Source organism: Bacillus sp. B25(2016b), assembly GCF_001679765.1.
Classification (GTDB): Bacteria; Bacillota; Bacilli; order Bacillales; family Bacillaceae_G; genus Bacillus_A; species Bacillus_A thuringiensis_K.
This window is the reverse complement of sequence record NZ_CP016285.1, coordinates 4,722,328-4,736,079: the sequence shown is the minus strand read 5'-3', so window position 1 is coordinate 4,736,079 and position 13,752 is coordinate 4,722,328. Positions and strand designations below refer to the sequence as shown.

Sequence of the window (13,752 nt, the reverse complement as noted above, 5' to 3'; positions counted from 1 at the left end):
GGATACGATGACAGAGAATAATGATATAAAAATGGTAATTATTACAGGAATGTCTGGAGCTGGAAAAACAGTAGCTTTACAAAGTTTTGAAGATTTAGGATATTTTTGTGTAGATAATTTGCCACCGATGTTATTGCCAAAGTTTATTGAGCTTATGGCGGATTCAAAAGGGAAAATGAATAAAGTGGCACTTGGTATTGATTTACGTGGCCGCGAGTTTTTCGAACATTTATGGGGAGCACTTGATGATTTATCAGAACGTACATGGATTATTCCTCATATTTTATTTTTAGATGCGAAAGATAGTACGCTTGTAACTCGTTATAAAGAAACGAGACGTTCGCATCCACTTGCACCAACTGGTTTGCCGTTAAAGGGAATCGAAGCTGAGCGCAATTTATTAACAGATATGAAGGCACGAGCGAATATTGTGCTTGATACATCGGATTTAAAACCGAAAGAATTACGTGAAAAAATCGTTCACTTGTTCTCAACAGAAACTGAGCAAGCATTCCGTGTAAATGTTATGTCATTTGGATTTAAGTACGGTATTCCAATTGATGCAGATTTAGTATTTGATGTTCGTTTTTTACCAAATCCATATTACATTCCACATATGAAGCCATTAACAGGACTAGATGAAGAAGTTTCTTCCTATGTACTGAAATTTAATGAGACACATAAGTTTTTAGAGAAGTTGACGGATCTGATTACTTTCATGCTGCCTCATTATAAAAGAGAAGGCAAAAGTCAACTTGTAATTGCAATTGGATGTACAGGTGGACAGCATCGTTCTGTTACGCTTACAGAATACCTTGGGAAACATTTGAAACCAGAGTATAGTGTTCATGTATCTCATCGTGATGTGGAGAAGAGAAAGGGCCATTAAGGGATGAAAAAAGAGAGAAAGCCTAAAATTGTCATCATGGGAGGCGGAACTGGACTCTCTGTTTTATTAAGAGGATTAAAGCAATATCCTGTTGATATTACAGCAGTTGTTACAATTGCTGATGATGGTGGCAGTTCAGGTAGATTACGTGATGAGCTAGAAATTCCACCTCCAGGTGACATCCGTAACGTACTTGTTGCGTTATCGGATGTAGAGCCACTGGTGGAAGCTTTATTTCAGCACCGTTTCACAACAGGAGACGGACTGAAAGGTCATGCGTTAGGAAATCTATTGTTGGCAGGTATGACCTCGATTACAGGAGACTTTTTCCATGCGATTACGGAAACAAGTAAAGTATTAAATGTCAGAGGACGTGTATTACCAGCAGCGAATCAAAGTGCGGTACTTCATGCGGAACTTGAAGATGGAGAAATTGTAACAGGTGAATCAAAGATTCCTTATTACGGAAAGAAGATTAATCGCGTCTTTTTGACTCCAGAAGATGTAGAGCCATTGCATGAAACGTTGGCTGAGATTAAACGAGCTGATTTACTTGTTTTCGGCCCAGGAAGTTTGTATACGAGTATATTACCCAATTTAGTTGTTAACAAAATTGGAGACGCTGTTCTTGCTGCAAAGGCGAAGAAGGTATATGTATGTAACGTTATGACACAAGCGGGTGAAACGATGGGATATACTGCTTTTGATCATGTGCAGGCGTTACACGATCATTTAGGGCAACCATTTATTAATACTGCAATTGTAAATAACCGTGAGATTCCTTGTGAATTACGTAAGTTATATGATGAAGAAATGTCTACACCAGTTGTAGTGGATGAAGAACGTTTTGTTGAAAATAATATTGATGTTATTCAAGAGGGATTAGCGAAGTATGATGATCATGTTGTAAGGCATGATACGTTAAAGTTAGCTTCGATTTTATATTCATTGTTATAAATATGCGTTGCCTCGTTTGAGGTAGCGCTCCTCATTCATATAGGACAAGATTTTTGTTCCGCAATAATCGTATAAGGAGGTGTTGACTGTGTCATTTGCATCAGAAACAAAGAAAGAGTTGACGAATCTTGAGATGAAGGAATGCTGTGAGAAAGCAGAATTATCAGCGTTGCTTCGAATGAACGGGTCGCTTTCTTTTTCAAACCGTCGTCTATCTATCGATATTCAAACGGAAAATGCGGCAATTGCAAGAAGGATTTATACGCTTTTGAAAAAAGGATATGACGTGACGGTAGAATTACTTGTTCGTAAAAAAATGCGATTGAAGAAAAATAATGTATATATTGTGCGGCTTGTTGAGAAGTCTCGTGAAATATTAGCTGATCTTCATATCGTTCGAGATGACTTTTCATTTATTCGAAATATATCACAAGAATTGATTGAGAAGAAATGTTGTAAACGATCGTATTTACGAGGTGCATTTTTAGCAGGTGGTTCAGTAAATAACCCAGAAACATCATCTTATCATTTAGAAATCTTTTCGTTATATAAGGAACATAATGATGCTATATGTGAACTGATGAACGGATTTGATTTAAATAGTAAGACGTTGGAAAGAAGAAAAGGGTACATTACGTATTTGAAAGAAGCAGAAAAAATTACAGAGTTTTTAAATATTATAGGTGCTCATAATGCGCTTTTAAGATTTGAAGATATTCGAATCGTACGTGATATGCGTAATTCTGTAAATCGTTTAGTGAACTGCGAAACAGCTAATTTAAATAAAACAATTGGTGCAGCACTAAGGCAGATTGAAAATATTCGTTACATTGATGAGACAGTTGGTCTTGATATATTGCCGGATAAACTACAAGAGATTGCGCAATTACGAAGAGATTATCAAGATGTAACATTGAAAGAGTTAGGTGAGATGGTATCCGGGGGGAAGATTAGTAAGTCGGGTATTAATCATCGTTTGCGTAAAATCGATGAAATTGCAGAGAAATTACGCGCGGGGGAAACGGTAGCAAAAAAATAAGAGGTTAAAGGGGAAATGGAGCTGTGGTTCAAAAAAGAGTTCGGGTTTCATTAAAAAACGGTTTACAAGCACGTCCGGCTGCGTTGTTTGTACAAGAGGCAAATCGCTTTCATGCAGATATCTTCATCGAGAAAGATGGAAAGACAGTAAATGCAAAGAGCATAATGGGGATTATGAGCTTAGCAATTGGAACTGGAAGCATGATAACAATTACAACAGAAGGTTCAGATGCAGAAGAGGCTTTAGAAGCATTAGCTGCATATGTACAATAAGAAGCTATCGCGTATATGCGATAGCTTTTTGTTTTTGCGGTTTACTTAAAGGGAGTTTTCGGGATAGGGGGTATGTAGGTGGTTTGTCCTTGTCGTAGATTGTCGGTAAATCGATATGTTGTGTCGAACCGTTGATATATTAAAAAAATCGTTGATATAATTTAAGTTTTGTTCGATATAATTGAAAAATCGTTGATATATTTAGAGGGATACTGGATGGGGTATGTGAGCGGGGAACAATATATAAAAGAAGCGCCCAATTATAGGGCGCTTCCACTTTTAGTTATATCCAGCTCCAGCGGCTAGAATCTCCGGTCGCTTCGCCCTGCGATTCTAAACGAGCCGCTTCCGCTTTTAAGTATTAACGATTTGTAAAGATCTTATCGATTAAACCGTATTCTAAAGCTTTTTCTGCTGTCATGAAGTTGTCGCGGTCTGTGTCGCGTTGTAGTACTTCAAGTGGTTGACCAGTGCGGTCAGCAAGAATTTGATTTAGTTTTTCACGTAAGAATAGGATACGTTTTGCAGCGATTTCGATTTCAGTCGCTTGACCTTGTGCTCCACCAAGTGGTTGGTGAATCATTACTTCACTGTTTGGAAGTGCATAACGTTTTCCTTTTTCACCTGCTGCAAGTAAGAAGGCACCCATAGATGCTGCCATACCGATACAGATTGTTGATACTTGTGGTTTAATAAACTGCATTGTATCATAGATTGCCATACCCGCTGTGATAGAACCACCAGGGCTGTTGATGTAGATGTGAATATCTTTTTCTGGATCTTGAGATTCCAAGAATAAAAGCTGGGAAACGATTGAGTTAGCTACGTTGTCATCAATTGCACTACCAAGCATAATGATGCGGTCTTTTAATAGTCGAGAGTAAATATCGTAAGCGCGTTCTCCACGATTTGTTTGTTCAATTACTGTAGGAATTAAATTCATCTGTTATTTCCTCCTTCTAAAGCTTTCTTAGTCTTATAATACAATTATGGTCAATAAAGGTCAAACGAAACCACTTTAAATCAAAAAAATATGTAGTTGTACCATGAAATATTCGCTATGTTTTCGAAATTCCCTGCTTATGTATCTTCAACATCATAACCGAATTACATAAATTTAAACGTTATGAAAACTGGAGAAAAAAAGAAAAGAACGCCTTTTAACTGAAGCGTTCTTTCGATAATTAGTCTTTTAAAAGATAGGTTACTTTATTTAAAATCTTTTCGATTTGTTTCGCGTTTTTACTATACATTTCGCTTGCTGATTTCGACTTTGTTTCTAAGGAAAATAGTTCAAGATCAGCATGACATTTTTTTAAAGATGCTAATAATAAAGGTTTGTTTTGAGGAGAAGGCATTTGGAGTTTGTCATTGTAAATGTCGATAGTAAGTTGTCCGTATGAATCCACTTGACCGAGAAAGACATTTTCAATAACAACACCGAGTTTTTCTAATTCTGAATGTAGCCAAGCGCGGTTATGTCCGCTTGCTGAAAGAGGTTCATCTAGTACATTTCCATCCATAATAACAGTTTGTGGTTCTTTCTCGTTTGGTACTTTTAAACCGATGTCTTTTGCAGTAAGTGGCTGAGAATCTTTCTTTAATAATACATTTAATTCTCCGCTCGGTTCTAAGACAGCAAATTCGACTTCAGCTATACTAAATGCACCATTTCCTCTAAGAAGTTCGAGTAACTCATCACTAGTATATTTTTCTTTCTTTAAATTATCCTCAAGTACTTTGCCATCTTTTATTAACACTGTAGATTTTCCTTCAAAAAAGTCTCTAGCAGTTTTGTTTTTTAAGGAAAGAATGCCAACGAAAAAAGGTACTGAGGCGAAAATAAGTATAGCGAAGACGCCATGGAAAAACTTTTGGTCAAGCCCTGTAGATATTTGAGCGGCGATATCACCGATTGTCATTCCTGCTATGTATTCGAAAAAGGAAAGCTGAGAAATTTGCCTTTTTCCTAAGCACTTTGTGATAGTGAATAAAATGATTAATATGAATACAGAGCGAATAATGACAAGTGTCCATTCCGGCAGGTGAGACATAGTCATTTCCTCCAGTCTACTTAAAACCCTTTATATTGAGGTTCTTCACGTTCCAATACTGAAACTCTATTTTGTAAATCAGCGATGATACTGTCCATTTCTAACATACATTCATGAAATATGCGTTTAGCTTCATCGTCTGTAGAATTTAGCGAAAGGGAACTTAAGCTTGCTTGAGCTCCTCTTACACTAGCAAGGCAAGTTTTAACGCTAGCGATAACAGTCATACAAACACTCCTTATCCTTTCGGTTTGAATAACAATGCTCCAATGAAGCCGAAAATAATAGCTGCGGATACGCCGGCGCTCGTTACTTTAAACATGCCTGTGATAACACCAACGATGCCATGTTTTGCAGCTTCTTCCATTGCGCCATGAACGAGAGCATTACCAAAGCTTGTAATAGGCACAGTTGCACCAGCTCCAGCGAAATCAATTAATGGTTCATACAAATTGAATCCATCTAATATAGCTCCGGCAACAACGAGTGTTGCCATTGTATGAGCTGGTGTAAGTTTTACAACATCAAACATAAGTTGTCCGATTACACATATGAGTCCGCCAATGACGAAAGCCCAGAAAAAAATCATTGCGTTGCACCTCCAAATTCAATCGAAACGGCGTGAGCGATACACGGAATCGTTTCTTCTTGTTGGAATGTAAGTGGAGATAGTAAAGCGCCTGTCGCAACGACAAGTATTTTTTTGAACTCTCCTCTTTTCATTCGGTTTAATAAATGACCATAAACGACTGTTGCGGAACATCCTGGTCCACTAGCACCAGCTATGACAGGCTGTCCTTCTCTATAAATGAGTAGCCCGCAATCTTGAAACTGTTCGCTCGTTACTTTTGTTCCGTGTTTATGTAGTAAGTCATAAGCAATTTCACGGCCTACATGTCCGAGATCGCCTGTTACAATTAAATCGTAGTAAGAGGCATCAATTTGACGTTCACGTAAATGAGCTTCAATTGTATCGACGGCAGCTGGAGCCATTGCACCTCCCATATTAAACGGATCTGTTAATCCCATATCAACCACTCGTCCGATTGTTGCAGATGTTACCCTAGGGCCGTGACCAGTATCGCTTAAAATAGCGGCCCCAGCACCGGTTACTGTCCACTGTGCGGTAGGTGGCTTTTGTCCACCATATTCGGTAGGATAGCGGAACTGTTTTTCTACAGCGGTGTTATGGCTTGATGCCCCGGTTAATAAATATTTTGCGCCTTTTGCATTTACGATACTTGCTCCAAGTGCTAAACCTTCCATAGAAGTAGAACAAGCCCCGAATAGCCCGAGATAAGGAGTGCCCAGTGTACGGCAAGCAAAGCTTGTAGGGGTAATTTGATTAATTAAATCTCCTGCAAGTACGAATTGAATATCATCTTTACGAAGTTTTGCTTTTTCAGTTGCGCGACTACAAGCTTCTTCGAATAAAATTTTATGTGCTTTTTCATAGGAATCTTGTCCGAGCCATAAATCTTCATGGAGGGTATCGAAGTCTTCTGGGATTTTCCCTTTTGCTTCAAATGGCCCCCCAACGACTCCTGTCGAAATAATAACTGGTTTGTTTTCAAATACCCACGTTCGGTGCCCTTGTAACATTTATAGCCCTCCCCATTGAACGAGAATCGTTTTAATAAGTGCGATGACGAAAGCAGAAAATACACCAAATAAAATAACAGAACCAGCTAATTTGAACATGTTACCACCAACGCCGAGTACAAATCCTTCCGTTCGGTGTTCGATACATGCGGCAATAACAGAGTTACCAAATCCAGTAACAGGTACAGCTGTACCAGCACCGGCAAACTGCCCAAAACGATCGTATATACCAAATCCAGTTAGTAACATAGAAATAAAAATAAGAGTTGCGACGGTTGGATTTCCTGCCGAACGTTCAGTGAAATCGAAATAAGTAATATAAAAAGTAGAGATTAGTTGTCCTATGAAGCAAATAAAACCACCGACGAAAAAGGCTTTTATACAATTTTTTAAGACAGGTCGTTTCGGTTCGCGTTCTTGTTCGAATTTTTTATACTCCTGTTGTACAGGGGTTAAGTTTTTATCTTTACTAGACATTGCAATCCTTCCTTTTCTTTTAAAAAGCGTTAAGTGTTAGACTCCATTTTTTTGCCGATGAATTTTAATTGCTTATTAATTTCATCTTTAGATACTTCTTTTTTCTTAATTTTGTTTTCAAGTTTTTCGAGTAACATAAAGATTTTTTTATCTGTACTTACACGAACATCGAAAGTGGGGTATTCATCACTTAATTGCTTTTGAAGTTTGCTGCGCAGCGGTTTTAATCCAAACCTTTCGTGATGCTCAGGTGTAACTGCTATGTAGAGATCTAAATTTGAATTCACTGCTGTGCTTTTTATAATTTCATCCATAGCGAGAGCTCTTTTCTTCGCTCCTTGTGATATAGATTGATTAAAGGATTCCGTACTCGTCTTTGTTAACTTTGGACCTTTTTCTTTCTCCGTTCGTTTTGCTTCTTCTTTCACTTTTTTATCTAAAGGACTATTATTACATCCGGTAAAAGAGCTAAATAGAAGTGCAAATAATGCGGTTATGAGGCCGAGTTTTCGCATAATTATCATTCCATTTCTATTGCAATATGTAATGTGATAGAAAAAGGATGACTGCATATCATCCTTTTTCTATTTCACAGCAAGACGGATGCGTTATTGCTGTGAGTATTGTGGTTCTTCTTGTTGGACTTCTTCAACGCGTGGGTTTAAAGAATCGATAATCGTTTGTGTTTGCTGCGCAGCTGTTTGGAAAAGTTGCTTAGCTTGTTGGTTATCCGTATCAAGAGCGAATCCCTCTAAGCTAGCTTGTGCACTTTTTAATCCAGAAACAGTTTGCTTTAATTTTGTAATTACAGTCATTGAATGAAGCCCCCTTTGGAATATCAATTCATAGGTTATAATTTGTGAGTTGGGGTGAATTTATGATTGGAAAATTTAGGGTTGGAATAGATTTTATATGATTTTAGCTAAGATGCATAAGGTATTACGGGGATATTTTTATTGATTTAGATGGATTTTATTGCTATTATTATGAGAAGAAAATGAAGTGTTTTCTATAATCATGCGCCCATAGCTCAGTCGGATAGAGCGGTGGTTTCCGGTACCACGTCTGCCGGGGGTTCGAATCCCTCTGGGCGCGTCAAAAAGTCCTAACTTACGTTTTGTAGGTTAGGACTTTTTTTATTTCCCTCTTGTTATATCTAGTGATAAGATTTACTATTAGTACTTGATAATAATTTTTGACCTTAATATTTTCTTTCAATATTATTCAAATTTCGGTTGTAAGTTGTAAATCTCATTAATACATATAAATTAATAATATTTTGGAATGGGTGTCTGCGTGAGGATTCTCCTTTTACCAAACTTATTGTACAATAGAAACAAGGGGGAGATTAGTTTGAAGGCAAGTCTTTTACAAGAACAAAGCTTACGTTTGGCAATGACACAAGAGTTAAGGCAAGCGATTACAATGCTCCAGTATAATGTACAAGAATTATCGGAGTTTTTGTATGAGCAATCGTTAGAGAATCCCCTTATTGAGTTAGGTGGTTTTGAGAGGGAGAAGAAAAAGAGCTCTAACACAAGTAAAAGTACCAGCAAACAAGTCGAGAATCAGATGGAAATCTACAGTGTGGATTCTACAACGATTCAGCAACATTTATTAAATCAAATACAGTATTATAAAATAGATGAAGAAGAGCGGAAAGTGGCTTCTTTCATTATTATGAACATGGATGGAAACGGGTATTTACAAGAAACGAATGAAGAGTTAGCAGAGCTCCTTTCTGCACATATTCATGTAGTTGACCGCTCTGTAGAGCTTGTCCAATCACTGGAGCCAGCAGGGGTAGGGGCGCGTAATATTCAGGAATGTTTAACCTTACAATTGAAGCGCTTACAAAGACGTAATGGATTAGCAGAAGAGGTTGTAGAAGATCATTTCGCTTATTTTGTGAAGAAAGATTGGCGAAAGCTCGTTCAAGTGTTGAAGTGTAGCAATGAAGAATTGCAGAGTGCAGTAAATTGTATAACGTCATTACAACCAAAACCAGGTCTTGCATTTTCTTCAGATAAGCCACTTTATATTGTGCCTGATATGGCAGTAAAAAAAGAAGATGATCGCCTCGTTTTGCAAATGAATGAGAGAAATATGCCGAGAATTGAAATTCATTCTGAGTATAGTGCGCTTCTTAATAATAGTGAAAGTGAAGTAGCATCTTACGTGTCAGAAAAGTATCAGCATGTGCAGTGGATTATGCGCAGTTTGAAGCAGAGAAAACAGACATTGCTGCAAGTAATGACTATTATTATGGAAAAACAACGTGATTTCTTCTGGAAAGGTCCAGAGTATTTAAGACCGCTCGCTTTAAAAGAGGTAGCAGAAGAGTTAAGTGTGCATGAATCGACAATTAGTCGTGCGACGCGAAATAAATATGTGCAAACACCACACGGTTTATTTGAGATGAAATCGTTCTTTAGCAATGCCGTTTCGACGACTGAAGATGAAGAAGTTTCTACAAAACGTGTAAAACAATTTATTCAAACGCTTATTGGGGCAGAGGATAAGAAAAAGCCACTTTCAGATCAAAAGATTTCAAAATTATTAGAAGAAGAGCATGAAATTGTTATTTCTCGAAGAACAGTGGCGAAGTATAGAGAGCAAATGCATATCCCAGCTTCGTCATTAAGAAAAACGATTGGATAGGTGAAGAAGATGAAAGTTGTACTGTATACCAAAAAAGATTGTGGCCTTTGCGTGAAGGCGAAACAAGTTTTACAGGAAGTACAATGTGAATATTCTTTTCAAATCGAGGAAATAGATATATATGAAGATAATGACCTTTTAGAAAAATATCATTTAATGATTCCGGTTGTAGAAATGGACGGAAAACAAGTAGAATATGGTAACATTCACAAAGGTGTCATAATAAACTATATAAAGAATGCAGTTAAGAGTTGAATAAGTTTCTATCTCCTGTTACAATAATACACGTAGCAGGGATTATTTTTTTAACCTATGTGGGACACAAAATGTCACTACGGGACGTAAAGTGACCACGAGGGGAAATGAACCGATGTAGTGAGGAGAAAAGATATGCGCTCATGGATTCAGAACACAAAAAAATTATTACCTGATCTGCTACCTGTTATGCAAACGAGAATGCAAATTCTGCAATACATTAGGCTCATGCAGCCGATTGGAAGAAGAAACTTATCAGCAAGTCTCGGTATGACAGAACGAGTATTGCGAAGTGAAGTACAAGTTTTGAAAGAACAAAACTTAGTTCACGTCGCTTCTTCTGGAATGACTTTGACAGAAGAAGGAACAGCTTTAGTTCTTGCTTTGGAAGACTTTATGAAAGAAATTTCCGGGTTAAAGGTTTTAGAAAAGCAACTTAAGGAAACATTAGACTTGGATGAAGTTTTCGTTGTCCCTGGCGATAGTGATGAATCACCTTGGGTCAAACTGGAGATGGGCCGTGCTTGTGTGACTTGTATAAAAGACCGTCTGACAGCGAATAATATCGTTGCTGTGGCTGGAGGAACTACGCTAGCTGCTGCTGCGGACATGATGCAACTTGATTGCAAAGATTTACATATGCTATTTGTCCCAGCACGTGGTGGAATTGGAGAAGGCGTCGAGTTAGAAGCCAATACCATTTGTGCCAAGATGGCGCAAAATACGATGAGTAATTATCGCTTATTGTATGTTCCAGACCATGTTAGCAGCGAAGCATATGCGTCTATTGTGACAGAGCCTTCCGTGAAAGAAGTTCTTGAGTTGATTCGATCTTCCAATATCGTCATTCATGGAATAGGTGATGCGTTAACAATGGCACGTCGCAGAAGTACTTCAGAAGCAGATTGGTTAAAGATTCAGGCAAGCGAAGCAGTTGGCGAAGCTTTCGGTTACTACTTTAATGAAGAAGGAAATGTTGTTCATAAAGTAAGAACAGTTGGTATGCAACTAGAGGACTTACAAAATGTATCTCACGTTGTTGCAGTCGCTGGAGGTTCTTCAAAGGCAAAAGCAATACAGGCTGTAATTAAACAAGGGCACACTTCAATTCTAATTACAGATGAAGGTGCAGCAAAACAGTTAACAAAGGGTTTTACCCTTTAATATAATCCCCCAAGGAGGAAATTCAAATGACTAAAATTGGTATTAATGGATTTGGACGTATCGGACGTAACGTATTCCGCGCAGCTCTTAACAACTCTGAGGTAGAAGTAGTAGCAATCAACGATTTAACAGATGCTAAAACATTAGCTCACCTTTTAAAATATGACACAGTTCACGGAACTTTAAATGCAGAAGTATCTGCTAACGAAAACAGCATCGTTGTTAACGGTAAAGAAATTAAAGTTATCGCTGAGCGTGACCCAGCTCAATTACCATGGAGCGACTACGGAGTAGAAGTAGTAGTAGAATCTACTGGCCGTTTCACTAAAAAATCAGACGCTGAGAAACACTTAGGTGGATCAGTTAAGAAAGTTATCATCTCAGCTCCAGCTTCTGACGAAGATATCACTGTAGTTATGGGTGTTAACCACGAACAATACGATGCAGCTAACCACAACGTAGTATCTAACGCTTCTTGTACTACAAACTGTCTAGCTCCATTCGCTAAAGTATTAAACGAAAAATTCGGCGTAAAACGCGGAATGATGACAACAATTCACTCTTACACTAACGACCAACAAATCTTAGACTTACCACACAAAGATTTACGTCGTGCTCGTGCAGCAGCTGAAAACATGATCCCAACATCTACTGGTGCAGCTAAAGCTGTAGCATTAGTATTACCAGAACTTAAAGGTAAATTAAACGGTGGCGCTGTACGTGTTCCAACTGCTAACGTTTCTCTAGTTGACCTAGTTGTTGAACTTGACAAAGAAGTAACAGTTGAAGAAGTAAATGCAGCATTCAAAGCAGCAGCTGAAGGCGAATTAAAAGGTATCCTTGGATACAGCGAAGAGCCATTAGTATCTATCGACTATAACGGATGTACAGCTTCTTCTACAATCGATGCATTATCTACAATGGTAATGGAAGGTAACATGGTTAAAGTACTTTCTTGGTACGATAACGAAACTGGTTACTCTAACCGCGTAGTAGACCTAGCAGCTTACATGACTTCAAAAGGTCTTTAATTCTTAATTATATAAGTTATCAATGACAAAACGAGGGAGAGGGTTTGTTCCCTCTCTCTCTTCTTTCGTTTTAAAAGCAAATGTGTTAAGCTTTTGAGTGGGTTTTGTCAATCCTAACTAGTAGTCGGAGGGAAATCCAATGAACAAAAAATCAATTCGTGACGTAGATTTAAAAGGTAAGCGTGTATTTTGCCGCGTTGATTTCAACGTACCTATGAAAGAAGGCAAAATTACAGATGAAACTCGTATCCGTGCAGCTCTTCCTACAATTCAATATTTAGTAGAGCAAGGTGCGAAAGTTATTTTAGCAAGTCACTTAGGCCGTCCAAAAGGTCAAGTAGTAGAAGAAATGCGTTTAACTCCAGTAGCAGCACGTTTAGGCGAGCTTCTTGGTAAAGACGTTAAAAAAGTGGATGAAGCATTCGGACCAGTTGCACAAGAAATGGTTGCAGCAATGAACGAAGGCGACGTATTAGTTCTTGAAAACGTACGTTTCTATGCGGGCGAAGAAAAGAACGATGCAGAACTTGCGAAAGAATTTGCAGCACTTGCTGACATCTTCGTAAACGATGCATTCGGTGCAGCTCACCGTGCTCACGCTTCTACAGCAGGTATCGCAGACTACCTACCAGCAGTATCTGGTCTATTAATGGAAAAAGAGTTAGATGTACTTGGTAAAGCACTTTCTAACCCAGAACGTCCATTTACAGCTATCATCGGTGGTGCGAAAGTAAAAGACAAAATCGGTGTAATTCGTCATCTATTAGACAAAGTAGATAACTTAATCATCGGTGGAGGACTTGCTTACACATTCGTTAAAGCTTTAGGTCATGAAATTGGTCTATCTCTATGTGAAGACGACAAGATTGAACTAGCTAAAGAATTTATGCAACTTGCAAAAGAAAAAGGCGTAAACTTCTACATGCCAGTTGATGTTGTAATCACTGAGGAATTCTCTGAAACTGCAACAACTAAAATCGTTGGTATCGACTCTATCCCTTCTAACTGGGAAGGCGTGGACATCGGTCCTAAAACACGTGAAATTTATGCAGATGTAATTAAAAATTCTAAGCTTGTTGTATGGAATGGACCAATGGGTGTATTCGAAATGACTCCATTCGCAGAAGGTACAAAAGCAGTAGGACAAGCATTAGCAGATGCAGAAGATACATACTCTGTTATCGGCGGTGGTGACTCTGCAGCAGCTGTTGAAAAATTCGGTATGGCTGATAAAATGAGCCACATTTCTACTGGCGGCGGTGCGTCATTAGAATTCATGGAAGGTAAAGAGCTTCCAGGTGTAGTTTGTCTTAACGACAAATAAGTAGCAGCCAAAGAAAAAGGACGGTGC

Annotated in this window: 17 protein-coding genes and 1 tRNA gene; 10 read left to right on the top strand and 8 right to left on the bottom strand. The window is 38.3% G+C overall.

Features of this window, described 5'->3' with window-relative positions:
* Positions 1–7: 7 nt before the first annotated feature.
* The 4 genes from rapZ (at position 8) to BAQ53_RS24330 (ending at position 3,157) form a co-directional block, all read left to right on the top strand.
* Positions 8–889 carry an RNase adapter RapZ gene (gene rapZ, locus BAQ53_RS24345; RefSeq protein WP_000138459.1) on the top strand — a complete coding sequence of 294 codons (882 nt, stop codon included), beginning with the start codon at positions 8–10 and terminating at the stop codon, positions 887–889.
* A gap of 3 nt (positions 890–892) precedes the next feature.
* A complete protein-coding gene (locus BAQ53_RS24340; protein WP_000712186.1) occupies positions 893–1,846 on the top strand; it encodes a gluconeogenesis factor YvcK family protein in 954 nt (317 codons plus the stop codon).
* Positions 1,847–1,934: 88 nt separating this feature from the next.
* Positions 1,935–2,885, top strand: a complete 951-nt coding sequence (whiA, locus tag BAQ53_RS24335) for a DNA-binding protein WhiA (RefSeq protein WP_000006560.1) — start codon at positions 1,935–1,937, stop codon at positions 2,883–2,885.
* 23 nt (positions 2,886–2,908) lie between these two features.
* Positions 2,909–3,157, top strand: a complete 249-nt coding sequence (locus tag BAQ53_RS24330) for an HPr family phosphocarrier protein (protein WP_000250310.1) — start codon at positions 2,909–2,911, stop codon at positions 3,155–3,157.
* 361 nt (positions 3,158–3,518) lie between these two features.
* Here the strand turns inward: BAQ53_RS24330 and clpP are convergent, their stop codons facing one another.
* The 8 genes from clpP to BAQ53_RS24290 form a co-directional block, all read right to left on the bottom strand.
* Positions 3,519–4,100, bottom strand: a complete 582-nt coding sequence (gene clpP, locus BAQ53_RS24325; protein WP_001049162.1) for an ATP-dependent Clp endopeptidase proteolytic subunit ClpP — start codon at positions 4,098–4,100, stop codon at positions 3,519–3,521.
* A gap of 241 nt (positions 4,101–4,341) precedes the next feature.
* Positions 4,342–5,211, bottom strand: coding sequence for a DUF421 domain-containing protein (locus BAQ53_RS24320; protein ID WP_000018892.1), 870 nt, complete (start codon positions 5,209–5,211; stop codon positions 4,342–4,344).
* A gap of 20 nt (positions 5,212–5,231) precedes the next feature.
* Positions 5,232–5,438, bottom strand: coding sequence for a DUF1657 domain-containing protein (locus BAQ53_RS24315; protein ID WP_000215912.1), 207 nt, complete (start codon positions 5,436–5,438; stop codon positions 5,232–5,234).
* A gap of 11 nt (positions 5,439–5,449) precedes the next feature.
* The gene (gene spoVAE / locus BAQ53_RS24310) at positions 5,450–5,800 is read right to left on the bottom strand and encodes a stage V sporulation protein AE (RefSeq protein WP_000575924.1); all 351 of its coding nucleotides are present in this window, start codon (positions 5,798–5,800) and stop codon (positions 5,450–5,452) included.
* Positions 5,797–6,813: a stage V sporulation protein AD gene (gene spoVAD, locus BAQ53_RS24305; protein WP_000938963.1), complete on the bottom strand. Its 1,017-nt coding sequence runs from the start codon at positions 6,811–6,813 to the stop codon at positions 5,797–5,799. Before spoVAD ends, spoVAE begins: the two co-directional genes overlap by 4 nt.
* Complete coding sequence (spoVAC, locus tag BAQ53_RS24300) at positions 6,814–7,290, bottom strand: stage V sporulation protein AC (protein ID WP_000095399.1); 477 nt, start codon at positions 7,288–7,290, stop codon at positions 6,814–6,816.
* 29 nt (positions 7,291–7,319) lie between these two features.
* Positions 7,320–7,805 (bottom strand): YhcN/YlaJ family sporulation lipoprotein, encoded by a 486-nt coding sequence (locus tag BAQ53_RS24295; RefSeq protein WP_001228550.1) that lies wholly within the window; start codon positions 7,803–7,805, stop codon positions 7,320–7,322.
* A gap of 93 nt (positions 7,806–7,898) precedes the next feature.
* Entirely contained in the window at positions 7,899–8,105 is a 207-nt protein-coding gene (locus tag BAQ53_RS24290) for a DUF1657 domain-containing protein (RefSeq protein ID WP_000216166.1), read from the bottom strand.
* A 204-nt stretch (positions 8,106–8,309) separates the two neighbouring features.
* Between BAQ53_RS24290 and BAQ53_RS24285 the strand changes: the two genes are divergently transcribed.
* The 6 genes from BAQ53_RS24285 to BAQ53_RS24260 all read left to right on the top strand — a co-directional run bounded on the left by BAQ53_RS24285 (position 8,310) and on the right by BAQ53_RS24260 (position 13,725).
* Positions 8,310–8,385: transfer RNA gene (locus BAQ53_RS24285), tRNA-Arg, on the top strand.
* Between the two features lie 258 nt (positions 8,386–8,643).
* Positions 8,644–9,951 (top strand): RNA polymerase factor sigma-54, encoded by a 1,308-nt coding sequence (rpoN, locus tag BAQ53_RS24280; protein WP_208906321.1) that lies wholly within the window; start codon positions 8,644–8,646, stop codon positions 9,949–9,951.
* 9 nt (positions 9,952–9,960) lie between these two features.
* The gene (locus BAQ53_RS24275; RefSeq protein WP_000869730.1) at positions 9,961–10,206 is read left to right on the top strand and encodes a glutaredoxin family protein; all 246 of its coding nucleotides are present in this window, start codon (positions 9,961–9,963) and stop codon (positions 10,204–10,206) included.
* 135 nt (positions 10,207–10,341) lie between these two features.
* Positions 10,342–11,370, top strand: coding sequence for a gapA transcriptional regulator CggR (gene cggR / locus BAQ53_RS24270; RefSeq protein WP_001258185.1), 1,029 nt, complete (start codon positions 10,342–10,344; stop codon positions 11,368–11,370).
* A 26-nt stretch (positions 11,371–11,396) separates the two neighbouring features.
* The gene (gap, locus tag BAQ53_RS24265) at positions 11,397–12,401 is read left to right on the top strand and encodes a type I glyceraldehyde-3-phosphate dehydrogenase (RefSeq protein ID WP_000161236.1); all 1,005 of its coding nucleotides are present in this window, start codon (positions 11,397–11,399) and stop codon (positions 12,399–12,401) included.
* A 139-nt stretch (positions 12,402–12,540) separates the two neighbouring features.
* Positions 12,541–13,725: a phosphoglycerate kinase gene (locus BAQ53_RS24260; protein ID WP_208906320.1), complete on the top strand. Its 1,185-nt coding sequence runs from the start codon at positions 12,541–12,543 to the stop codon at positions 13,723–13,725.
* The last annotated feature ends 27 nt before the right edge of the window (positions 13,726–13,752 follow it).